The 21335-nt window shown below is 69.4% G+C and carries 20 protein-coding genes and 5 tRNA genes; 12 read left to right on the top strand and 13 right to left on the bottom strand.

Going from position 1 to position 21335, the window contains the following annotated elements; translation table 11 throughout:
* Nucleotides 1–6: 6 nt before the first annotated feature.
* Nucleotides 7–210 (top strand): hypothetical protein, encoded by a 204-nt coding sequence (locus tag ACZ7LT_RS31180; protein WP_471239469.1) that lies wholly within the window; start codon nucleotides 7–9, stop codon nucleotides 208–210.
* A 108-nt stretch (nucleotides 211–318) separates the two neighbouring features.
* Here ACZ7LT_RS31180 and ACZ7LT_RS31175 read toward each other — a convergent pair whose 3' ends face one another.
* The 4 genes from ACZ7LT_RS31175 to leuC form a co-directional block, all read right to left on the bottom strand.
* The gene (locus ACZ7LT_RS31175; protein ID WP_471239468.1) at nucleotides 319–984 is read right to left on the bottom strand and encodes an HU family DNA-binding protein; all 666 of its coding nucleotides are present in this window, start codon (nucleotides 982–984) and stop codon (nucleotides 319–321) included.
* A gap of 143 nt (nucleotides 985–1127) precedes the next feature.
* Complete coding sequence (locus ACZ7LT_RS31170; RefSeq protein WP_471239467.1) at nucleotides 1128–1355, bottom strand: SCO5555 family protein; 228 nt, start codon at nucleotides 1353–1355, stop codon at nucleotides 1128–1130.
* A 104-nt stretch (nucleotides 1356–1459) separates the two neighbouring features.
* Nucleotides 1460–2053, bottom strand: coding sequence for a 3-isopropylmalate dehydratase small subunit (gene leuD / locus ACZ7LT_RS31165; protein ID WP_019889739.1), 594 nt, complete (start codon nucleotides 2051–2053; stop codon nucleotides 1460–1462).
* A gap of 6 nt (nucleotides 2054–2059) precedes the next feature.
* The gene (leuC, locus tag ACZ7LT_RS31160; protein ID WP_471239466.1) at nucleotides 2060–3484 is read right to left on the bottom strand and encodes a 3-isopropylmalate dehydratase large subunit; all 1425 of its coding nucleotides are present in this window, start codon (nucleotides 3482–3484) and stop codon (nucleotides 2060–2062) included.
* 175 nt (nucleotides 3485–3659) lie between these two features.
* On the opposite strand from leuC, the gene ndgR reads away from it, so the two are divergent.
* Nucleotides 3660–4376, top strand: a complete 717-nt coding sequence (ndgR, locus tag ACZ7LT_RS31155; protein ID WP_005311436.1) for an IclR family transcriptional regulator NdgR — start codon at nucleotides 3660–3662, stop codon at nucleotides 4374–4376.
* A 126-nt stretch (nucleotides 4377–4502) separates the two neighbouring features.
* Here ndgR and ACZ7LT_RS31150 read toward each other — a convergent pair.
* The 6 genes from ACZ7LT_RS31150 to ACZ7LT_RS31125 form a co-directional block, all read right to left on the bottom strand.
* Nucleotides 4503–4575, bottom strand: a tRNA-Glu gene (locus tag ACZ7LT_RS31150).
* Between the two features lie 42 nt (nucleotides 4576–4617).
* A tRNA-Gln gene (locus ACZ7LT_RS31145) sits at nucleotides 4618–4689 on the bottom strand.
* Nucleotides 4690–4707: 18 nt separating this feature from the next.
* Nucleotides 4708–4783, bottom strand: a tRNA-Glu gene (locus ACZ7LT_RS31140).
* Between the two features lie 87 nt (nucleotides 4784–4870).
* Nucleotides 4871–4943, bottom strand: a tRNA-Glu gene (locus tag ACZ7LT_RS31135).
* A gap of 21 nt (nucleotides 4944–4964) precedes the next feature.
* Nucleotides 4965–5036 (bottom strand) — tRNA-Gln (locus ACZ7LT_RS31130).
* Nucleotides 5037–5126: 90 nt separating this feature from the next.
* The gene (locus ACZ7LT_RS31125) at nucleotides 5127–5849 is read right to left on the bottom strand and encodes an HAD family hydrolase (protein ID WP_471239465.1); all 723 of its coding nucleotides are present in this window, start codon (nucleotides 5847–5849) and stop codon (nucleotides 5127–5129) included.
* 152 nt (nucleotides 5850–6001) lie between these two features.
* Here ACZ7LT_RS31125 and ACZ7LT_RS31120 point away from each other — a divergent pair, with 152 nt between their 5' ends.
* Together ACZ7LT_RS31120 and ACZ7LT_RS31115 are read left to right on the top strand one after the other, a co-directional pair.
* Nucleotides 6002–6448, top strand: a complete 447-nt coding sequence (locus ACZ7LT_RS31120; RefSeq protein ID WP_471239464.1) for a peptidase inhibitor family I36 protein — start codon at nucleotides 6002–6004, stop codon at nucleotides 6446–6448.
* An 89-nt stretch (nucleotides 6449–6537) separates the two neighbouring features.
* The gene (locus tag ACZ7LT_RS31115) at nucleotides 6538–7422 is read left to right on the top strand and encodes a hypothetical protein (RefSeq protein WP_471239463.1); all 885 of its coding nucleotides are present in this window, start codon (nucleotides 6538–6540) and stop codon (nucleotides 7420–7422) included.
* Between the two features lie 64 nt (nucleotides 7423–7486).
* Here the strand turns inward: ACZ7LT_RS31115 and gltX are convergent, their stop codons facing one another.
* The 3 genes from gltX to ACZ7LT_RS31100 all read right to left on the bottom strand — a co-directional run bounded on the left by gltX (nucleotide 7487) and on the right by ACZ7LT_RS31100 (nucleotide 10019).
* Nucleotides 7487–8962: a glutamate--tRNA ligase gene (gltX, locus tag ACZ7LT_RS31110; RefSeq protein ID WP_471239462.1), complete on the bottom strand. Its 1476-nt coding sequence runs from the start codon at nucleotides 8960–8962 to the stop codon at nucleotides 7487–7489.
* Complete coding sequence (locus ACZ7LT_RS31105; protein WP_471239461.1) at nucleotides 8955–9740, bottom strand: fumarylacetoacetate hydrolase family protein; 786 nt, start codon at nucleotides 9738–9740, stop codon at nucleotides 8955–8957. Before ACZ7LT_RS31105 ends, gltX begins: the two co-directional genes overlap by 8 nt.
* A gap of 102 nt (nucleotides 9741–9842) precedes the next feature.
* Complete coding sequence (locus ACZ7LT_RS31100) at nucleotides 9843–10019, bottom strand: hypothetical protein (protein WP_471239460.1); 177 nt, start codon at nucleotides 10017–10019, stop codon at nucleotides 9843–9845.
* Nucleotides 10020–10587: 568 nt separating this feature from the next.
* On the opposite strand from ACZ7LT_RS31100, the gene ACZ7LT_RS31095 reads away from it, so the two are divergent.
* From ACZ7LT_RS31095 to ACZ7LT_RS31060, 8 genes are all read left to right on the top strand, one after another.
* The gene (locus ACZ7LT_RS31095; protein ID WP_471239459.1) at nucleotides 10588–14280 is read left to right on the top strand and encodes a sensor histidine kinase; all 3693 of its coding nucleotides are present in this window, start codon (nucleotides 10588–10590) and stop codon (nucleotides 14278–14280) included.
* Between the two features lie 9 nt (nucleotides 14281–14289).
* A complete protein-coding gene (locus ACZ7LT_RS31090) occupies nucleotides 14290–14703 on the top strand; it encodes a roadblock/LC7 domain-containing protein (RefSeq protein WP_019889727.1) in 414 nt (137 codons plus the stop codon).
* A 133-nt stretch (nucleotides 14704–14836) separates the two neighbouring features.
* Nucleotides 14837–15241, top strand: a complete 405-nt coding sequence (locus ACZ7LT_RS31085; protein ID WP_471239458.1) for a DUF742 domain-containing protein — start codon at nucleotides 14837–14839, stop codon at nucleotides 15239–15241.
* Nucleotides 15222–15803 (top strand): GTP-binding protein, encoded by a 582-nt coding sequence (locus ACZ7LT_RS31080; RefSeq protein WP_471239457.1) that lies wholly within the window; start codon nucleotides 15222–15224, stop codon nucleotides 15801–15803. The genes ACZ7LT_RS31085 and ACZ7LT_RS31080 overlap by 20 nt, the downstream gene beginning before the upstream one ends.
* A gap of 348 nt (nucleotides 15804–16151) precedes the next feature.
* On the top strand, nucleotides 16152–19427 hold the full coding sequence (locus ACZ7LT_RS31075; protein ID WP_471239456.1) for a sensor histidine kinase: 3276 nt from the start codon (nucleotides 16152–16154) through the stop codon (nucleotides 19425–19427).
* A 10-nt stretch (nucleotides 19428–19437) separates the two neighbouring features.
* Nucleotides 19438–19851, top strand: coding sequence for a roadblock/LC7 domain-containing protein (locus ACZ7LT_RS31070; protein WP_124272100.1), 414 nt, complete (start codon nucleotides 19438–19440; stop codon nucleotides 19849–19851).
* A gap of 112 nt (nucleotides 19852–19963) precedes the next feature.
* Complete coding sequence (locus tag ACZ7LT_RS31065) at nucleotides 19964–20548, top strand: DUF742 domain-containing protein (RefSeq protein WP_471239455.1); 585 nt, start codon at nucleotides 19964–19966, stop codon at nucleotides 20546–20548.
* Complete coding sequence (locus tag ACZ7LT_RS31060; RefSeq protein ID WP_069978110.1) at nucleotides 20529–21110, top strand: GTP-binding protein; 582 nt, start codon at nucleotides 20529–20531, stop codon at nucleotides 21108–21110. Before ACZ7LT_RS31065 ends, ACZ7LT_RS31060 begins: the two co-directional genes overlap by 20 nt.
* Nucleotides 21111–21335 lie beyond the last annotated feature (225 nt).

Genomic DNA, 21335 nt, shown 5'->3' with positions numbered 1-21335 from the left:
CGGTACATGCAGGCGACCGCGTACACGTACGACCCCGAATCCCGCAGCGGCAGTGTGCTGCTCGACGACGGCACCCCGGTGGAGTTCGCCGCCGAGGCCTTCGACGCGGGGGGTCTGCGGCTGCTGCGTCCGGGGCAGCGGGTGCGGATCGAGACCGAGGGCGAGGGCGCGGGGCTGCGCATCACGCTGGTGACGCTGCAGACGTTCTGAGGATGTTCTGAGGCCGGGCGCGGGCGGCCGCGCCGGGACCACCGCGGGCCGGGCTCCCCCGAGGGGAGCCCGGCCCGGCGTGTGAGTGGCCCTATGAGCTTGTGCCGCTTACTTCTTGCGCGCGGTGGTCTTCTTGGCGGTGGTCTTGCGCGCCGTGGTCTTCTTGGCCGGCGCCTTCTTCGCGGTGGCCTTCTTCGCCGGGGCGGTCTTCTTGGCGGCGGCCTTCTTGGCCGTGGCCGTGGTCTTCTTGGCCGGGGCCGCCTTCTTGGCGGCGGGCGCGGCTTTCTTTGCCGTCGCGGTGGTCTTCTTCGCGGTGGTCTTCTTGGCCGCCGTGGTCTTGGCGGTGGTCTTCTTCGCCGGGGTGGTCTTCTTCGCCGCCGCCTTCTTGGCGGTGGTGGCCTTCTTGGCCGCGGCCTTCTTGACGGTCGCGGAAGCGCCGCCGGTCAGGCTGCCCTTGGGGGCCTTCTTGACGGAGACCTCGCCTCCCTTGGGGAGCTTCTTCGAGCCGCTGACCAGGTCCTTGAAGCCCTGGCCCGCGCGGAAGCGGGGAACCGAGGTCTTCTTGACCCGGACCCGCTCACCGGTCTGCGGATTACGGGCGTACCGGGCCGGACGGTCGACCTTCTCGAACGAGCCGAAGCCGGTGACCGAAACCCGCTCACCGCCGACCACGGCACGCACGATCGCGTCGAGCACCGCGTCGACAGCGTCCGCGGCCTGCTGACGGCCGCCGAGCTTGTCGGCAATCGCTTCTACGAGCTGCGCCTTGTTCACGTCTTCCCCTTCGGAGACATTGCCAGAACGAAAGTGTTCAAGCTTTTTCGCACGTTAGGCAGATATATACCGCAAATCAAACACGAAACGGTCTAATCACCCTAGTGCCGCAACGGTGCGGACTCGTTGCGGAGTTCCGGGTGTCAGTCGCCTTCAGGGAATCGGCCCTCATCGAGGTCCTTCATCAACCGGTCCAGACGCGCTGCCGCGTCCTTGAGATCGTGCTTCGCCGCGGCCGTCACGACCAGCAGCTTCCGGGACAGCGCCATCCTTACGCCCTCCGGGACTTGCAGTTCACGCACTCTTGTGTGCGCTTCCTTCAATCGGGCCGCGACCGCCGCATAGAGCTCGAGTTGGCTGTCGCGTTCCATGCACCGATTGTGCCATCTAGGGCGAGTTGTCGCCCGACAGGGTCTCAACAAGCGACTGCGCCCCCCACCGGGCGGTGGGGGGCGCAGTCCTGGAAAAGCGCTGCTCAGGCCGTAATTGTACGGGGCTTGAAGGCCGGCCGAGAGGTCTCGTACGCCGCGATGTCGGCTTCGTTCTGAAGGGTGAGGCTGATGTCGTCCAGGCCGTTCAGGAGCCGCCAGCGGGCGTTCTCGTCGAGTTCGAAGTCGGCGTCGATTCCGGCCGCGAGAACCTTCCGGCGCTCCAGGTCGACGGTGATCTCGGCGGTCGGGTCGGCCTCCGTCAGGGCCCACAGCGCGTCCACGACGTCCTGCTCCAGAACCACCGTGAGCAGCCCGTTCTTCAGCGAGTTACCACGGAAGATGTCGGCGAAGCGGGCGGAGATGACGGTCTTGAAGCCGTAGTTCTGCAGCGCCCAGACGGCGTGCTCACGGGAGGAGCCGGTGCCGAAGTCGGGGCCCGCGACCAGGACCGTGGCGCCCTGCCGCTCGGGGCGGTTGAGCACGAACTCGGGGTCCTTGCGCCAGGCCTCGAAGAGTCCGTCCTCGAAGCCGTCGCGGGTGACCTTCTTCAGCCAGTGGGCGGGGATGATCTGGTCGGTGTCGACGTTGCTGCGGCGCAGCGGAACGGCCCGGCCGGTGTGTGTGGTGAAAGCTTCCATGGTTCCTCAGACCCCCGCGGGCGTAGCGACGTCGGACAGATCTGCCGGGGAGGCCAGATGGCCCAGTACGGCGGTGGCGGCGGCGACCTGGGGCGAGACCAGATGGGTGCGTCCGCCCTTGCCCTGGCGGCCTTCGAAGTTGCGGTTGGAGGTGGACGCGGAGCGCTCACCGGGCGCCAGTTGGTCGGGGTTCATGCCCAGACACATCGAGCAGCCCGCGTGCCGCCATTCGGCGCCGGCCTCCTTGAAGACCTTGTCCAGGCCTTCCTCGACGGCCTGCAGGGCGACCCGGACGGAGCCCGGGACGACCAGCATCCGTACGCCGTCGGCGACTTTGCGGCCCTCGATGACCTCGGCCACCGCGCGCAGATCCTCGATCCGGCCGTTGGTGCAGGAGCCTACGAAGACGGTGTCGACATTGATCTCGCGCAGCGGCTGCCCGGCGGTCAACCCCATGTATTCCAGGGCCTTTTCGGCGGCGAGGCGCTCCGATGCGTCTTCGTACGAAGCCGGGTCGGGGACGTGCGCGGACAGCGGCGCGCCCTGGCCCGGGTTGGTGCCCCAGGTGACGAACGGGGAGAGGGAGGCGCCGTCGATGACGACCTCGGCGTCGAAGACGGCGTCGTCGTCGGTGCGCAGCGTCTTCCAGTACGCGACGGCGGCGTCCCAGTCCTCGCCCTCGGGGGCGTGGGGGCGGCCCTTCAGATAGGCGAAGGTGGTCTCGTCCGGGGCGATCATGCCCGCGCGGGCGCCGGCCTCGATCGACATGTTGCAGATGGTCATCCGGGCCTCCATCGAGAGCTTCTCGATGGCGGGGCCGCGGTACTCCAGGACGTAGCCCTGGCCGCCGCCGGTGCCGATCTTGGCGATGATCGCCAGGATCAGGTCCTTGGCGGTGACGCCCTCGGGCAGCTCGCCCTCCACGGTGATGGCCATGGTCTTGGGGCGGGCCATCGGCAGGGTCTGGGTGGCCAGGACGTGCTCGACCTGGCTGGTGCCGATGCCGAACGCCAGCGCACCGAAAGCGCCGTGCGTGGAGGTGTGCGAGTCACCGCAGACCACGGTGGTGCCGGGCTGGGTCAGGCCCAGCTGCGGTCCCACGACGTGGACGACACCCTGCTCGACGTCGCCCAGCGGGTGCAGCCGCACGCCGAACTCGGCGCAGTTCTTGCGCAGCGTCTCCAACTGCGCGCGGGAGACCGGGTCGGCGATCGGCTTGTCGATGTCGATCGTGGGGGTGTTGTGGTCCTCGGTGGCGATGGTGAGGTCGAGGCGCCGCACCTGCCGGCCGCTGAGGCGCAGACCGTCGAAGGCCTGGGGGCTGGTCACCTCGTGCAGCAGGTGCAGATCGATGTAGAGGAGGTCGGGCTCGCCCTCGGCGCGCCGGACGACGTGGTCGTCCCAGACCTTCTCCGCGAGTGTCCTACCCATCGCTTTCCCTCCGACCCGGCGGCGTCGCCAGGCCCAACTAGAGATCAATTGCGCCGCCGTCCGCACGTCGGACCCAGCGTGTGAAGCAAGCCCTTGTGCGGCCGCACATCCAGAGTCGCAACTTCTCGGAGAATTTGAACTTGCGTTTCACAGAGTGAGACGTGAGTATCGTTGCATGGACAACTCTAGCGGCGTCGGCGTTCTCGACAAGGCAGCTCTGGTATTGAGCGCACTGGAGTCCGGTCCGGCCACCCTCGCCGGGCTGGTCGCGGCGACAGGGCTCGCACGACCCACGGCACATCGCCTTGCCGTGGCACTGGAACACCACCGGATGGTGGCGAGGGACATGCAGGGCCGGTTCATCCTCGGCCCGCGGCTGGCGGAGCTCGCCGCCGCGGCCGGCGAGGACCGCCTGCTGGCCACGGCGGGACCGGTTCTGACCCATCTGCGCGACGTCACCGGCGAGAGCGCGCAGCTCTACCGCCGGCAGGGCGACATGCGCATCTGCGTGGCGGCCGCCGAGCGGCTGTCCGGACTGCGGGACACCGTGCCGGTCGGCTCCACGCTGACCATGAAGGCCGGCTCCTCGGCGCAGATCCTGATGGCCTGGGAGGAGCCGGAGCGCCTGCACCGCGGTCTGCAGGGCGCCCGCTTCACGGCGACGGCGCTGTCGGGCGTACGGCGCCGTGGCTGGGCCCAGTCGATCGGTGAGCGTGAGCCGGGCGTCGCGTCCGTCTCGGCGCCCGTACGCGGCCCGTCCAACCGCGTGGTGGCGGCCGTCTCCGTCTCCGGCCCGATCGAGCGGCTGACCCGCCACCCGGGCCGGATGCACGCGCAGGCCGTGATCGACGCGGCGGCCCGGCTCTCCGAGGCCCTGCGCCGCAACGGCTGACCGCCGCTCCCCCTACGTCCCACATTCCGGTCCACCGCTTCAACGCCGCAGCGGTGGGCCGGAGTTGGCAGCGAGAACCGGAACACGAAGAAGCCCTCCCCTGCTGGGGAGGGCTTCTTCTTCACGTACCCCCGACCGGATTCGAACCGGCGCTACCGCCTTGAGAGGGCGGCGTGCTAGGCCGCTACACAACGGGGGCAAGATCTTTGACCATGCGACTCAGTCGCATGATGTTACTACGCTGGCCTACCTGGACTCGAACCAAGACTAACTGAACCAGAATCAGTCGTGCTGCCAATTACACCATAGGCCACTGGTGGTTTAGACCAGTTGGTACCCCCGACCGGATTCGAACCGGCGCTACCGCCTTGAGAGGGCGGCGTGCTAGGCCGCTACACAACGGGGGCCCTAGCGATCCCACCCGGCACAGGATGCCGGGTGATGTCACCACGTATTCACCGGGAGCGACCCTGGTGATCCGCAGGATGGATCTGTACCCCCGACCGGATTCGAACCGGCGCTACTGCCTTGAGAGGGCAGCGTGCTAGGCCGCTACACAACGGGGGCTTTGCAGATGAGCTCTGCGAGCTGGCCTACCTGGACTCGAACCAAGACTAACTGAACCAGAATCAGTCGTGCTGCCAATTACACCATAGGCCACCAAAACTCAACCCCCTCGTGTGGGGTTTTGTTCGGCTTACGCTTTCGGTTCCGGGTTTTCGACCCGCTCCCCTCGGCGCAGGAAGAACATTACCTGAAGGTGTCCGACGCTCCAAAACGGGTATCGGGCCCGAGCAGCGCGGGCAGCTGGGCGAGGCCGGTGATCCGGGCCAGCTCGGGGCGCCCCCCGAGGCCCGCGCGGTCCAGCCAGATGCCCCGGAGCCCGGCCTCCACCGCTCCCCGGGCGTCGATGTCCGGCTGGTCACCGACGTAGGCGACCTCGTGCGGGGCCAGCCTCAGGGTCGCGCAGGCGGCATGGAAGGCCTCGGCGGCGGGCTTGGCGACGCCCAGCTCGGCGGCGCAGACCACGGCCTCGAACCGGTCCCACACGCCCAGCGTGCGCAGCTTGTGCTCCTGGTTGAGGAGCGAGGAGTTCGAGAGCACGGCGTGGCGGTAGCCGTCCGCCAGGTGGTCGAGGGCGGGCACAGCGTCCGGGAAGAGCTCCCAGGCCGCCTCGTAGTGACGCAGATAACGGCCGAACCAGTCGTCGGCTTCGGCGTCGGTGAGGCCGTCCGCCGCGAGGAAGTCACGCACCCGGTCGCGGCGCTGGGCGAGGAAGTCGACCCCGCCGGCCTCGAAGCGGCGCCAGTGGACGAGGGTGACCTCCTTCCAGAGCGCCAGCGCCTCGTCGGCGGTGCCGTACCGGGCGAGCAGCCCCTCGGCGAGGAGATGGGCGCGCATGCCGGCGGTGTCGGCGCCGGCGTAGTCGAAGAGCGTGTCGTCGATGTCCCACAGGACGGCTCTGATCGCCATGCGACCACGGTACGCGACGGGCCCCTTACATACTCGGAATTATGCATTCCCATTGGATTGCTGCGTTCCACTTTGATTTCTTGACTTTACGACGCGCTGTCCGCCTACACTCCGTCCGCCAAGTCGGCGATCTTGTTCCCACGGAGGAATTCATGACCTCATTTCGGCGCGCCCTTGCCGTCGCACTTCCCGCCGCCACGCTCCTTGGGCTTGCCGCCGCGCCCGCCCAGGCCGGGGTGGGTATTTACTGCAACGACTGGGAGAAGAACTGCGCCACCTTCTACTTCAACAGCAACCGTGAGGGCTCGCGGACCACGTTCACCGGAAAGGACGGCTGGGCCGGTGAAGTCAGCGACCTCGCGGGCTACAAGTTCCTGGACAGCGGCGCCGGACAGGGTCAGCCGGTCAAGAACAACGCCGCCTCGTTCTACAACGGCAGCATGCAGCAGGCCACGATCTTCTTCAACAGTGGTTGGGGCGGCGCCTGCGACGCCGTCGCGTCCCTGACGAACGTCGACCAGCTGCGCAACACGTACAACGAGAACGCCTCCCTCGGCTTCGGTTCGCGCACCGGCTCGAACTGCTACAAGTTCAACTGACGCCAAGCAGCATCCGAAGTGCACGACAGCCCCGCGTGCCGGCCACGGCCCACGCGGGGCTCCGCAGCGAAGGCATGTCGATGAGACGTTTGGCGACTTCCGTGTTCGCCGTGTTCGCCCTGGTGGGATGCACCACACAGGGATCCCCGCAGCATGCCGGAGCGCGGCCCGGGGCCATCGGCCCCGCGAAGACTCCGGCCGCCGCGGAGCGGGGCTACACCTTCCAGCTCCCCATCGCCGCGTTCAGCTACACCGGCGAGGAGTACGCCACGATCGAGGCCGCCGAGCATGAGCTGGCGAAGCGGTGCATGGCCCGCTACGCGCTCACGTACCGGCCGCCCCGGCCCGGGCCCGAGCCGCCGGCCGTGGACCGCCGGTACGGACTCTCGGAGCAGTCCAGCGCCGTTGCCTTCGGTTATCGGATCCCGCTGGGGAAGCCGCCCGGGGCGCAGAACCAGCTCGGCAAGGACGAGCTTTTCGTGCTGTACGGCCGGCGGGGCGCGGAAAACAAGTCGGGGGCCCTCGAATACCGCGGAAAGCCTGTTCCGGAGAACGGCTGCCTGGGTGAGGCGATCCTTGACCTGCGCAAGAAGTACGAATACCCGGCGGGGGGTGAGGTGGCTCGCCGGATTTCGACGCAGAGCTATCGGGACTCCACCGGGCACCCGCAGGTGCAGGCCGTGGTCAAGAAATGGTCCGCCTGCATGAAGGAAAAGGGCTACGCATTCGCCTCGCCGCTTGATCCGCTGGCTCTGGAGAAATTCCAGAACGGTCCGGTGACGGCCGAGGAGAAGGCGACCGCCGGGGCCGACATCGCGTGCAAGCAGCGCACGGATCTGCTGAAGTCCTGGTTCACCGTGGAGTCGGGGCTCCAGAAGACGATGATCGCCAAGGACGCCGCGGCGCTCCGGAAGCTCCAGGACCTGCACCGGCAGAAGGTCGCGGCGGCGAAGAAGATCCTCTCCGAGGGATGACACCGCACGCACTGAGGCCCGGCCCCCTCACGGGGGCCGGGCCTCGGGCGTACGACAGGAGTGACTAGGCCGTGAGCTTCGCCAGGGCCGCGTCGATACGGGCGAGGGTCTTCTCCTTGCCCAGGATCTCCAGGGACTCGAAGAGCGGCAGGCCGACCGTGCGGCCGGTGACCGCGACCCGGACCGGGGCCTGGGCCTTGCCGAGCTTGAGGCCGTGCTCCTCGCCGGCGGCGAGGACCGCGTTCTTGAGCGACTCGGGGTCGCTCCAGTCGGCGGCCTCCAGCTTGGCGCGGGCTGTCGTCAGCAGTGCGTCGGAGCCCTCCTTCATCGCCTTCGTCCAGGACGCCTCGTCCTCGACGGGCTCGGCGCGGAAGAGGAAGTCGACGTTGGCGGTGATGTCCGACAGGACGGTCAGCCGGGTCTGGGCGTGCGGGGCGATCGCCTCCCAGGCGGCCTGGTCGAAGTCCTCGGGCGCCCAGTTGGCGTGCGGGGCCTTCAGCCAGGGCGTGCACGCCTCGGCGAAGGCCTTCACGTCGAGACGGCGGATGTGGTCCGCGTTGATCGCCTCGGCCTTCTTGAGGTCGAAGCGGGCCGGGTTGGCGTTGACGTCCGCGACGTCGAACTTCGACACCATCTCCTCGATGGAGAAGATGTCCTGGTCGGCCGAGAAGGACCAGCCGAGCAGCGAGAGGTAGTTGAGCAGGCCCTCGGGGAGGAAGCCGCGCTCGCGGTAGATGTTGAGGGACGCCTGCGGGTCGCGCTTGGAGAGCTTCTTGTTGCCCTCGCCCATCACGTACGGCAGGTGGCCGAAGGAGGGGATCTCCTTGGCGATGCCGAGTTCGATGAGCGCCTTGTAGAGGGCGATCTGCCGCGGGGTGGAGGAGAGCAGGTCCTCGCCGCGCAGGACGTGGGTGATCTCCATCAGGGCGTCGTCGACCGGGTTGACCAGGGTGTACAGCGGGGCGCCGTTGGCGCGCAGGATGCCGTAGTCCGGGACGTTGTCCGGGGTGAAGGTGAGCTCGCCGCGGACCAGGTCGGTGAAGGTGATCGGCTCGTCGGGCATCTTGAAGCGGACGATCGACTCGCGGCCCTCGTCCTTGTAGCGCTTGATGCGCTCGGCGCTCAGGTTGCGGCAGGTGCCGTCGTAACCCGACGGCTTGCCGGCCAGGCGCGCGGCGTCCCGGCGGGCCTCCAGCTCGACGGCGGTGCAGAAGCACTCGTACGCGTAGCCGCCGGCGCGGAGCTTGTCGGCGACGTCCTTGTACAGGTCCATGCGCTGCGACTGGCGGTACGGGGCGTGCGGGCCGCCGACCTCGGGGCCCTCGTCCCAGTCGAGGCCGAGCCAGCGCAGCGAGTCGAGGAGCTGGTGGTACGACTCCTCGGAGTCGCGCGCCGCGTCGGTGTCCTCGATGCGGAAGACCATGGTGCCCTGGTTGTGCCGGGCGAAGGCCCAGTTGAACAGGGCGGTGCGGACCAGGCCCACGTGGGGGTTGCCGGTCGGCGAGGGACAGAAACGGACGCGGATGTTCGCGTTAGCCACGCTTGATCACCTTGTTGGTGAGAGTGCCGATGCCTTCGATGGTGACGGCGACCTCGTCGCCGACGTTGAGGGGGCCGACCCCGGCGGGGGTGCCGGTGAGGATGACGTCGCCCGGGAGCAGCGTCATGGCCTCGGTGATGTGGACGACCAGGTCCTCGATGGAGCGGATCATGTCGCTCGTACGACCCAGCTGGCGCTGCTCGCCGTTGACCGTGCACTGGAGGGTGAGGTCGCTCGGGTCGAGGTCGGTCTCCACCCAGGGCCCCAGGGGGCAGGAGGTGTCGAAGCCCTTGGCGCGGGCCCACTGCTTCTCGCGCTTCTGGGCGTCGCGGGCGGTGACGTCGTTGGCGCAGGTGTAGCCGAAGATGACGTCCTTGACCCGCTCGCGGGGGACCTCGCGGCACATGCGGCCGATGACCACGGCCAGTTCGGCCTCGTGGTGCAGCTCCTCGGAGAAGGAGGGGTACTCGATGGCGTCGCCGGAGCCGATCACGGAGGTGGTGGGCTTGAAGAAGGCGACGGGTACGTCGGGGACCTCGTTGCCGAGCTCGGCGGCGTGCTCCGCGTAGTTGCGGCCGATGGCCACGACTTTGTTGGGGAGGACGGGCGGCAGGAGCCGGACCTTGCTCAGCGGGACCTTGGTGCCCGAGAGCTCGAAGTCGCCGTACGGGATGCCCTTGATGATGTCGAGGACGAGGGCACCGGATTCGACGGTCCCTTCGCCCTCGACCGCGCCGAAGGCGACATTGCCGTCGATGGAGAACCTGGCGATGCGCACGAGTGCTGTCGCCCCTCACTACTGGCTGGCTGGAGTCTGACGCTCCAGGCTAACGCCGTGCGGGGGGCGGACCTCCCGTAATTCCCTCGTCCCGCGCTCGCGTCACTGCGGGAGGGGGGCGTCCATCAGGGTGGTGCGGCGGGGGTTGGCGGTCTGGGTGGGCAGCTCGACGGCGTGCTCGGGCTGTGCGCCCCGCTCCAGCTGCTCGGCGTCCTCGAGGTGGGCGAGCGTGGTGCGGCGGGGGTTGGCTATGTTGCGCAGCAGCATCGTCGTCTTCATCGCTGTCTTCGGACCTTCTCGGGGTAGGGATGGACAGGGTGCCTTCGCTTGTAAAGCGTCAGGCTAAACATTCAATTCCCTTCGAATGCATGGAAGAGACAACGATCTACGTGTGAGTTTGCTCACCAACGGACCGGCAATTCCGGCATTGCGGACAGTCACCCGTCATTACGGAAACGGACATTGCGCCACTGAACGCGCCATTCCGCTCCTGATCATGGCGACTGGGACAGGGTCCACCCCTAAGCGACTCGTAGGGATACGTCCGGTTTCCACCCGAACACGCTCCACATGCGGTGACGTCTCGCACACACGCCGTTATGGCGGCGGTGGCCCCGGCCGCCGCCCTTGTTGGAGATCGAGCACTGTGCTGGAATTCCACGCACCGCCGCGGGTCCGACAGACCGGCGCGCAGGTGTGGCGCAACGCAGCGCCGAGTGAGCGGCGGGAAGGGGGAATCTGCGCCGGTCACTGACGACCACCCGGGGGCGCGACTGCGCCCCACGACGCCGACACCGTCCTGTTCCGTTCACGCGGAGGGACGCCTGGTCCAGAGGTTGCGACGCTAGTGCAGGGACGTTTCAAGAGGGATGGCTCGGGGTCTCCCCAAGCCCGCCAGGGCCGCGGGGATGCTGCGGCAGAACAGGAGCCGCGCGGCGCGAGCGACCGCGGCGCCTCGCCCCAGCACGCCCAGAACCAGGGTCAGGGACAGACACCGGCCGGCGAGGGCAAGGAGCGCGCCGGACGTCCGGGTGCCGCGCCCGCCGCGGCCGAGGCATCGGTCCCCCTGAAGCCCGCCGGTCCGTCTGAGACCGGCTCGCGCATGGCGCTGCGCAACTGGCGCATCTCCACCAGGCTCGTCTCCCTGCTCGCCCTCCCCGTGGTCGCCGCGACCACCCTCGGTGGGCTGCGTATCAACGAGTCCCTCAACGAGGTCCAGCAGCTGGAGCACATGCAGCTGCTCACCAAGATGACCCGGGAGGCGACGGCCCTCGCGACGGCGCTCCAGAAGGAGCGCGACCTCACCGCCGGCCCGCTCACCAACGGCTTGTCGGCCGGCGACTTCAAGGTCTCCGAGCCGCGCCGCAACACCGACCTCAAGCAGAAGGCGTTCCTCGACGCGACCGAGCAGATCGGTGACGCCGAGGGCGACGAGGCCCTGCAGTCGATCCGCGCGAACGCCAGCCAGATCGCCTCGCAGGTCGTCACCCTGGGCGACATCCGCCAGGGCGCGTACGCCAAGAACGTCTCGAAGTCGCAGACCGTCGAGGCGTACAGCCGGCTGATCGAGTCGCTGCTCAGCCTCTCCCAGGACATGGCCCAGGCGACCAGCAACCCGGAGATGATCAAGCGCACGCGTGCGCTGGCCGCGTTCTCCTCCGCCAAGGAGTACGCCTCCATCCAGCAGGCGATCATCGCCTCGGCCCTCCCCCAGGACCCCAAGGACGGCACCGACCTCCAGCTCCAGGACCGGCTGTACGGTGACGCCGCGCGTACCAGCGAGAAGGCCGAGCTGCGCGCCTTCGAGGCGCTCTACGAGAGCATGGGCGGCAACGCGACCGACCTGACCTCGCCGCTGAACAGCTCCAACCCCACGATCGAGGCGGCGAACAAGTACGCCGAGCGCGTGCTGAGCAACCCCAAGGGTCTGACGGACCAGGACCCGCGAGGCTTCCTCGACTGGACCGACGAGTACAGCACCAAGATCACGGCCATGAACTCCATCGAGGCCACGCTGCTGGGCGAGATGGAGGGCAAGGCCCGTGACCTGCGCCAGGAGTCGCAGCGCGAAGCCGTCATCAACGGTGCGCTGATCCTCTTCGTCCTCGGTGTCTCGCTCGTCGGCGCCTTCGTCGTGGCCCGCTCCATGATCCGGTCGCTGCGGCGACTGCAGGACACCGCCACCAAGGTCGCCCAGGACCGGCTGCCCGAGCTGGTCAAGCAGCTCTCCGAGTCGGACCCGCAGGACGTCGACACCTCCGTCGAGTCCGTCGGTGTGCACTCCCGGGACGAGATCGGCCAGGTGGCCGCGGCCTTCGACGACGTGCACCGCGAGGCGGTCCGCCTCGCCGCCGAGCAGGCCCTGCTGCGGGGCAACGTCAACGCGATGTTCACCAACCTCTCGCGCCGCTCCCAGGGTCTTATCCAGCGTCAGCTCTCGCTCATCTCCGAACTGGAGTCCCGCGAGGCCGACCCGGACCAGCTGTCGTCGCTGTTCAAGCTCGACCACCTCGCCACCCGTATGCGCCGGAACGGCGAGAACCTCCTCGTCCTCGCCGGTGAAGAGCCCGGCCGCCGCTGGACGCGCCCCGTCCCGCTGGTCGACGTGCTCCGCGCCGCCGCGTCCGAGGTGGAGCAGTACGAGCGCATCGAGCTGGCCTCCGTACCGGCCACCGAGGTCGCCGGCCGCGTCGTCAACGACCTCGTCCACCTCCTCGCCGAGCTGCTCGAGAACGCCACCTCGTTCTCCTCGCCGCAGACCAAGGTCCGCGTCACCGGTCACGCGCTGCCCGACGGACGTGTCCTGGTCGAGATCCACGACACCGGCATCGGCCTCTCCCCCGAGGACCTCGCCGCGATCAACGAGCGGCTCGCGTCGCCGCCCACCGTGGACGTCTCCGTCTCCCGCCGCATGGGTCTGTTCGTGGTCGGCCGCCTGTCCCTGCGACACGGCATCCGCATCCAGCTGCGCCCGTCGGACTCCGGCGGCACCACCGCGCTCGTCATGCTCCCCGTCGACGTCGCCCACGGCGGCAAGAAGCCCGCGCCGGGCATGCCGGGCGCCGGTGGTCAGGGGGCCGTGCCGCAGGGCAACGCCTCCGGTGGCCGGCTGCCCGCCGGCCCGGGTGGCGCCGGTGGCGGCCGTCCGGGTCTGCCCGGTGGTCCCGGCGGAGCCGTCGGCCGTACGGGCGGCGGACCGCGCGGTCAGGTGGACGTCGGCTCCGGCCCGCGCGCCGCGCTGCCCGGCCGGGACGGTGCCGGTACGGGCGCCGGTGCCCCGCGCGGCAACGGCGGCCCGCAGTCCGCTCCCGGACAGGACCCGCAGCGTCAGGGCGCCGGTGCCGGTGCCGGTGCGGCCATGGGCGGCTTCGGCGGCAACGCCGGTGCGCCCCAGGGCGGCATCCCCACGCGCAACGACGTGTGGCAGAACCAGAACCAGAACCAGCAGGGCGGCCCGCAGGGCCAGCAGGGCGGCGCCCCCAAGGGCCGTCCCGCTCCGCAGGGTCAGCAGCCGGGCCAGCAGCAGGGCGGCCCCGGTGCGCGTCCCGCGCCGGCGCCGGGCGGCTTCCAGCCCGCTCCCGGCCGCCCCGCCCAGGGCGACCGCGGCCGCCAGCAGCCGCTGCCGCCCGCCGGTGGCCCGCGCGCCGAACTGCCCGGCGGCGACGCCCCGCAGCAGCAGCGTCCGCAGACCACCAGCTGGGGCAGCGACCAGGTGCCGGCGAACCCGCGCCAGCAGCAGCCGCAGCCCGCGCCGCGCCCGGTCCAGCCGCAGAACATGACGCCGCTGGACGCCCCGCGCGGCCACGAGGAGCCCGAGGCGACCGGCCAGTTCCCGCGGCCGGACTTCCCGCAGCGCCCCGCGGCCCCGTACCCGAGCCACCTCCAGCCGCAGCCGCAGGACCCCGCGTCCACGGCTCAGTTCCCGCGTCCCGACTTCACGGCCCCGCAGCCGCCCTCCCAGGGGCAGGCGCCCGCACAGCGCCAGCGTGGCCGTGACACCGCGGACTTCGGTGTATCGCGTCCGCCGGCCGGCGCCCTGCCGCAGCAGCCGCAGCCGGAGGCCCTGCCGTCGGCCGGTTCCGGCGACGGCCGTACGCCGCTGTACGACACGCTGGAGACGAACTGGCGTCATGGTCAGGGCGGCGACCCCGACCAGACCATGCAGACGCCCGTCGTCCCCCAGCAGCCGGAGCGGCCCACCCCGCCGCGCCGGTCCGCGCCCGAGGCGGCCGCACCGGCCACCACCTCGTGGCGTACCTCCCCCAACGACGAACTGGTGCGCCAGGCCGAGCGGGTCCGCAAGCCCGCGGCCGGCGGTGTCACCACGTCCGGTCTGCCCAAGCGGGTCCCGCGCGCCAACCTGGTGCCCGGTACCGCGCAGGAGCAGCCCACCACGGCCGGCCCGCAGGTGTCGCGTGCGCCCGACGACGTCCGCGGCCGTCTGACCAACCTCCGCCGAGGCATCCAACAGGGTCGCCAGGCGGGGAACTCGACCACGGGCAGCTTCAACATCGGCCCGAATCACCAGCAGGAGCGTTAGTTGAGCCCGATGAGCCAGGCGGCGCAGAATCTGAACTGGTTGATCACCAACTTCGTGGACAACACCCCTGGGGTGTCCCACACGGTGGTGGTCTCCGCCGACGGACTTCTGCTGGCGATGTCCGAAGGGTTTCCGCGCGACCGCGCCGACCAGCTCGCGGCCGTCGCCTCCGGACTGACCTCGCTCACCGCGGGGGCGTCCCGGATCTTCGAGGGCGGCCCCGTCACCCAGACCGTCGTGGAGATGGAGCGCGGCTTCCTCTTCCTCATGTCCGTGTCGGACGGCTCCTCCCTGGCCGTCCTGGCCCACCCTGAGTGCGACATCGGCCTCGTCGGGTACGAGATGGCGCTGCTGGTCGACCGGGCCGGCAGCGTCCTCACCCCGGACCTGCGGGCCGAGCTGCAGGGAAGCCTGCTCCACTAGCCCAACAGCACGTCGGCGGTGCGCCCCTCAGCCCGCCTTCCGCCCCAACTGACCGTAAGGCCGCCCCACCATGGCCCCCCACCGGCCCCTCAGACGGCACGAAGACGATCCTGCTGTCACGCCCGGAGGATTAATGACCCCGCCACCCGCCTCTCACGATCCGTACGGCGTCTCCATAGACGCCTACGGGCATGAAGGCGACCAGCCGCTGGTCCGTCCGTACGCCATGACCGGCGGCCGGACCCGGCCGCGCTACCAGCTCGCCATCGAGGCGCTGGTCAGCACGACCGCCGACCCGGCCCACCTCGGGTCGCTGCTCCCCGAGCACCAGCGGATCTGCCACCTCTGCCGTGAGGTCAAGTCGGTGGCCGAGGTCTCCGCACTGCTGTCGATGCCCCTGGGTGTCGCCCGGATCCTCGTCGCCGACCTGGCCGAGGCGGGCATGGTGGCGATCCACCAGCCGGGCAATGGAGAGGCCGGCGGAACGCCGGATGTGACGCTGCTCGAAAGGGTGCTCAGTGGACTTCGGAAGATCTAGCGGCGGTGCCGCCCGGTCAACCACCAGCGCGAAGATCGTGGTGGCGGGTGGCTTCGGCGTGGGCAAGACCACGTTCGTCGGCGCCGTCTCGGAGATCAATCCGCTACGTACCGAGGCCGTGATGACGTCCGCGTCGGCGGGCATCGACGACCTCACGCACACCGGCGACAAGACCACCACCACGGTGGCGATGGACTTCGGCCGTATCACCCTGGACCAGGACCTGATCCTGTACCTCTTCGGTACGCCGGGCCAGGACCGCTTCTGGTTCATGTGGGACGACCTGGTCCGGGGTGCCATCGGCGCGGTCGTGCTGGTCGACACCCGTCGGCTCGCCGACTGCTTCCCGGCGGTCGACTACTTCGAGAACTCCGGGCTGCCGTTCGTCATCGCCCTCAACGGCTTCGACGGCCACCAGCCCTACGGTCCCGACGAGGTGCGCGAGGCGCTCCAGATCGGCCCGGACACCCCGATCATCACCACCGACGCCCGTCACCGGGGGGACGCGAAGAGCGCGCTGATCACGCTCGTCGAGCACGCCCTGATGGCGCGGCTCAAGTAATGGCCGGTATACGTCAGTTGTCGTACTCCGGCCGGTTGTAAACACGGGCGGGCTGTGTGGTTCGACACGGTCCGCCTCGGTGTTCATAACATTTCGACAGAGAATTGAGCCTGGTCGGACACCCGACGCATCCGACTCGTATCGCTGTGCTCACATGAGCCCCGCCTTTTGGCGGGGCTCGCTCTTTATGCCCGTTTTATCTGCGGTCTGGACCACTTCAAATGGCCCGTTCCCGCTGTTTGGAACGGACCCGCTTCACGTGCTGCAATTCCCTGAACTCCCGAGTAGTACGGCCCTGAACGAAAAACGGCACAACGTAGGTGCCGACGCCGAGAGGTTGTTGGTCGAGTGAGGCGAAGCAAGGAAAGCTCCGCGGAGCAGCAGGCGCGGGGAAACTTCACCCCGCCGCCGCGCGCGGTGTCGCCTGCGGACGCGCCCGGAACGGTCGAGGAAAGCGCCCCCACCGGCAGCTCCAGCAAGCTGTCCCCGCGTAACTGGCGGGTGCCCACCCGGCTGAACGCGATCCTCCTCATACCCGTGCTCGTCGGCCTCGTCATGGGCGGCTTCCAGGTGAAGATCGCGGTCGACACCTGGCAGGAGGCCCGGGACGCCGAGAAGACGGCGCTCATCGTGCGCGCCGCCTCGGAGTACGGCCAGGCCCTCCTCAACGAGCGTGACCTCACCGCCGCACCGCTCCTCACCGCGAGGACCGAGGAAGACCGTAAGACCGACGAGGTCCTCAAGATCTACGCGGCCACCGACGAGGCGAAGAAGAAGTTCGACGCCGCCGTCCAGGACATGCCCGAGGGGCAGGGCCTGGAGCGCCGTCTGGAGCTCTTCCGCAAAGCCGAGCCGGGGCTCAAGGACCTGCGCGCCGTCGCGTACAAGCGCGTACAGGACCCGGTCCAGACCGAGCAGGGCTATGTCGCGGTCCAGCACTACCTGATGGAGTTCTCCAACGAGCTCGGTCTTGGCACCGGCAACGTCACCAGCTACGGCCGTACGGTCTACGCCATCCAGCTCGCCAAGGCCGCGAACTCGCTGCAGCGCTCGATCGGTATGCACCTGCTGGTCCGGCCGAGCAAGGACGACGCCGTCTTCGCCCAGCAGTCGGTGGCGTTCAACTCGTACAACTACCTGGAGTCCATCGCCCTCGGCGAGTACCAGTCCGGTGGCACCGAGGCCGATGTCGCGCGCCTTCAGGAGATCATGAAGGGCAAGGCGGTCGAGGGCGCCAAGAAGCTTGAGGCCGCCGGTCTCAACCCGCCCCGGGACAAGCAGGGCAACGTCCTCGCCGGTATGGCCGCCGCCATCGGCCAGACCAAGGACGCCGACGGGATCAAGGACCTGCGCAAGCAGGACATCACCCCCGAGACCTGGATGGGCGGCTCCACCGCCAAGTTCGACGGCTACTCCCAGGTCGAGTCGGAGCTCGTCACCAAGGCCGTGGACGAGGCCTCCGAGATCGCCGACGAGGCCAGGACCGACGCGTTCGTCATCGGTGGCATCGTCGTGATCGCGCTGCTCACCGCCTTCATCCTGGCCGGGATGATGGCGCGCCAGATGAGCCGCTCCATGCGCCAGCTGCGGACCGCCGCCTTCACCATCGCCGAGCAGCGGCTGCCGATGCTGGTCGACCAGCTCTCGCGCACCGAGCCCGGCCGCGTGGACACCCGCGTGAAGGCCATCCCGATCGACACCCAGGACGAGATCGGCGAGGTCGCCCGCGCCTTCGACCAGGTCCACCGTGAGGCCGTCCGGCTCGCCGCCGAGCAGGCCCTGCTCCGGGGCAACGTCAACGCGATCTTCACCAACCTGTCGCAGCGCAACCAGGCGCTGATCGAGGGCCAGCTGACCCTGATCACCGACCTGGAGAACAACGAGGCCGACCCGGACCAGCTGGAGAACCTCTTCAAGCTGGACCACCTGGCGACCCGTATGCGCCGCAACGGCGAGAACCTCCTCATCCTCGCCGGCGAGGAGCCGGGCCGCCGCTGGAACCAGCCGGTGCCGCTGGTGGACGTGTTGCGCGCCGCCTCCTCCGAGGTGGAGTCGTACGAGCGCATCGAGCTGACCGGTGTCCCCGAGTCCGAGATCCACGGCCAGGCCGTGACCGACCTCGTGCACCTGCTCTCCGAGCTGCTGGAGAACGCCACGACGTTCTCCTCCCCGCAGACGAAGGTTCGCGTCACCGCAACCCGGCTGCCCGACGGTCGGGTCATGATCGAGATCCACGACAAGGGCATCGGCCTGACCGCCGAGGACTTCGCGGACATCAACCACAAGCTGGCCAACCCGCCGACCGTGGACGCCGCCGTCTCGCAGCGCATGGGCCTGTTCGTGGTCGGCCGCCTCGCCGACCGGCACGGCATCCGGGTCCAGCTGCGCCCCTCGGGCGAGCAGGCGGGCACGACCTCGCTGGTCATGCTCCCGGACGCGATCACCCACGGTGGCGGTGGCGACCCGCTGCCGGACGACGACTTCACTGTCTCGCAGATCATCCCGGAGCAGCAGGCCTTCGAGAGCGCGCCGCTGCGCACCGCCGCCGAACTCGGCTTCGACGACTCGCGCTACGAGCAGCAGACGGGCGAGCGCCAGCTCGACCCGGTCGGCCGTTCGCTGATACGTGAGGAGCGCCGGGCGGCCCTGGAGGAGCGCGCGCAGGGCGGCGACCGGCCGCTGTTCAGGGACGAGGTCGAGCAGGACCAGCAGGGGTACGTACCGCAGCAGGACGAGCGGTCCTACGGCCAGGAGTACGCGCAGGGCGAGCAGCAGCAGGGCTACGACCAGGGCTACCAGCAGCCTGGTTACGACCAGCAGCAGGGCTACGGCGAGCACTCCGGCTACGACGAGTACTCCGGCGAGGGCTACCGCCAGGACGAGTACCGCACCGGTGAGTACCAGACCGGCGACTACGCCTCTGGCACCTCGGGCAGCTACTCGGAGTCGGCGTATCCGGAATCCGCGTACCCGGCTCAGGAGGCTCAGCAGCCGCAGTACGGCGGCTCGTTCGACTCCCAGGCCCAGCAGGGCGAGTGGGCCGGTCAGGACGGCTTCCAGGGTGGCTACGAGCCGGAGTACCGGCCAGAAGCGGAATCTGCCCCGGGCGCTCCCGCGCACGCTCCGGAGCGCGTAGGCTTCGACCGTCAGGGTCCGGCCCCGAGCAGCGGTCACGCGCTGACCGACGCCGGTCTGCCGCGCCGCGGCAGCAGCGCGCAGAACCCGCAGGCGCCGCAGCCGCAGTCGCAGCAGCGGGCGCCGCAGGCGAAGCCGGTGCAGCAGCAGGCCCAGCCGGTCCGCGAGGACCGGCAGAACGACGCCGACGGCTCCGACGACTGGCGTTCGACGAACGACGAACGCTGGCAGCGGGCCGAGAAGCTCCGCGAGCCGAAGGCCGGTGGGGTCACCCCCTCCGGACTGCCGCGGCGGGTCCCCAAGGCCAATCTGGTCGAGGGCACGGCGGAGCAGACCCCGCAGGGCGGCCCACAGGTCTCCCGCGCCCCTGAGGACGTGCGTGGCAGGTTGAGCAACCTGCGGCGCGGTGTCCAGCAGGGTCGCAGCGCGGGAACGGACACGAACGGATCGGGCCTCGGCCCGGGTAGTACCTACAACCAGGAGCGTTAGTGTGAGCCCGATGAGCCAGGCGGCGCAGAATCTGAACTGGTTGATCACCAACTTCGTGGACAACACCCCTGGGGTGTCCCACACGGTGGTGGTCTCCGCCGACGGACTCCTGCTGGCGATGTCGGAGGGTTTCCCCCGGGACCGTGCCGACCAGCTTGCGGCTGTCGCCTCCGGACTGACCTCGCTCACCGCGGGGGCGTCCCGGATCTTCGAGGGGGGTGCCGTGAACCAGACCGTGGTCGAGATGGAGCGCGGTTTCCTCTTCATCATGTCCATCTCGGACGGTTCTTCGCTGGCCGTGCTCTCGCACCCGGACGCCGACATCGGCCTCGTCGGGTACGAGATGGCGCTGCTGGTCGACCGGGCCGGCAGCGTCCTCACCCCGGACCTGCGCGCGGAGCTTCAGGGCAGCCTCCTGAACTAGAAGAACTGTTCTCAACCAGCAGACAGACAGTGCGTTTCGCGCCATCGCACCATAGGGTGCGGTGGCGCGGCTCCAAGGGACATGGACCGCGACGGCAGTCGGAGGAGGAAACGTGGGAACACCCCCGGGCGGACGCCCATATGACGGTTACGACGGGCACCAGCCGCACGGTGACACCGGTCAGAACCGTTTCAACTTTCCCTCCGCACCGAGCAGACAGGGCCCCGCACAGCCCTATCCGAATGCTCAGCAGCCGTACGACCAGCCGCAGGCGCCGCGTATGCAGCCTGCGGCCCCGCGGCGGACCACCGAGCCCGCGGCCCGCTCAGGGTCGGGCTCAGGGTCCCAAACCAGCCACAACCCGCTGGTCCGTCCGTACGCCATGACCGGCGGCCGGACCCGGCCGCGGTACCAGCTCGCCATCGAGGCACTGGTCAGCACCACGGCCGATCCGGCCCGGCTGCAAGGGCAGTTGCCCGAGCACCAGCGGATCTGCCGGCTGTGCTTCGAGATCAAGTCGGTCGCCGAGATCTCGGCCCTTCTCTCCATACCCCTCGGCGTTGCCCGGATCCTCGTCGCCGACCTGGCGGAGGCCGGCCTCGTCGCCATCCACCAGCCCGGCGGCGACGAGGCCGCCGGCGGCCAGCCAGATGTGACACTGCTCGAAAGGGTGCTCAGTGGACTTCGCAAGCTCTAGCGGCGGTGCTGCCCGCTCAACCACCAGCGCGAAGATCGTGGTGGCGGGCGGCTTCGGCGTGGGCAAGACCACGTTCGTCGGCGCCGTCTCGGAGATCAACCCGCTGCGTACCGAAGCCGTCATGACCTCCGCGTCGGCGGGCATCGACGACCTCACCCACACCGGCGACAAGACCACCACCACGGTGGCGATGGACTTCGGCCGTATCACCCTGGACCAGGACCTGATCCTGTACCTCTTCGGTACGCCCGGCCAGGACCGCTTCTGGTTCATGTGGGACGACCTCGTGCGCGGCGCGATCGGCGCCGTCGTGCTGGTCGACACCCGTCGGCTCGCCGACTGCTTCCCGGCGGTCGACTACTTCGAGAACTCCGGGCTGCCGTTCGTCATCGCCCTCAACGGCTTCGACGGCCACCAGCCGTACACGCCGGACGAGGTGCGCGAGGCGCTCCAGATCGGCCCGGACACCCCGATCATCACCACCGACGCCCGCCACCGCGCGGACGCGAAGAGCGCCCTCATCACGCTCGTCGAGCACGCCCTGATGGCCCGCCTGCGCTAGGCCGTCACCAGCCGCCCCGGGCCCCGTACACCGCCGATGGTGTGCGGGGCCTTCCGCGTGGGCGTCTGCGTGACGTCCCGGGTGCCACGCCGTACGCCAGGGCCCGGTTACGGGCATGCGGAAAGGCCCCCGTGTTGGGCGGCTGCGAGCAGTGTAGAGAGACGCTCGGCTGGGGTTTGCCAGCCGAGCGTTTTGCGTGGGCGGCCGTTGAGTTCGGCAGCGACG

It is taken from the genome of Streptomyces sp. NPDC039465 (genome assembly GCF_055639315.1).
The sequence above is the reverse complement of the archived record's forward strand: the minus strand, read 5'-3'. Positions and strand labels throughout refer to the sequence as shown.

Bases quoted from the DNA above. Each gene is read 5' to 3' on its own strand.
- ACZ7LT_RS31180 (WP_471239469.1), top strand. From the start codon at position 7: ATGCAGGCGACCGCGTACACGTACGACCCCGAATCCCGCAGCGGCAGT.
- ACZ7LT_RS31170 (WP_471239467.1), bottom strand. From the start codon at position 1,355: ATGGAACGCGACAGCCAACTCGAGCTCTATGCGGCGGTCGCGGCCCGA.
- leuD (WP_019889739.1), bottom strand. From the start codon at position 2,053: ATGGAAGCTTTCACCACACACACCGGCCGGGCCGTTCCGCTGCGCCGC.
- leuC (WP_471239466.1), bottom strand. From the start codon at position 3,484: ATGGGTAGGACACTCGCGGAGAAGGTCTGGGACGACCACGTCGTCCGG.
- ndgR (WP_005311436.1), top strand. From the start codon at position 3,660: ATGGACAACTCTAGCGGCGTCGGCGTTCTCGACAAGGCAGCTCTGGTA.
- ACZ7LT_RS31125 (WP_471239465.1), bottom strand. From the start codon at position 5,849: ATGGCGATCAGAGCCGTCCTGTGGGACATCGACGACACGCTCTTCGAC.
- ACZ7LT_RS31120 (WP_471239464.1), top strand. From the start codon at position 6,002: ATGACCTCATTTCGGCGCGCCCTTGCCGTCGCACTTCCCGCCGCCACG.
- ACZ7LT_RS31100 (WP_471239460.1), bottom strand. From the start codon at position 10,019: ATGAAGACGACGATGCTGCTGCGCAACATAGCCAACCCCCGCCGCACC.
- ACZ7LT_RS31090 (WP_019889727.1), top strand. From the start codon at position 14,290: ATGAGCCAGGCGGCGCAGAATCTGAACTGGTTGATCACCAACTTCGTG.
- ACZ7LT_RS31085 (WP_471239458.1), top strand. From the start codon at position 14,837: ATGACCCCGCCACCCGCCTCTCACGATCCGTACGGCGTCTCCATAGAC.
- ACZ7LT_RS31070 (WP_124272100.1), top strand. From the start codon at position 19,438: ATGAGCCAGGCGGCGCAGAATCTGAACTGGTTGATCACCAACTTCGTG.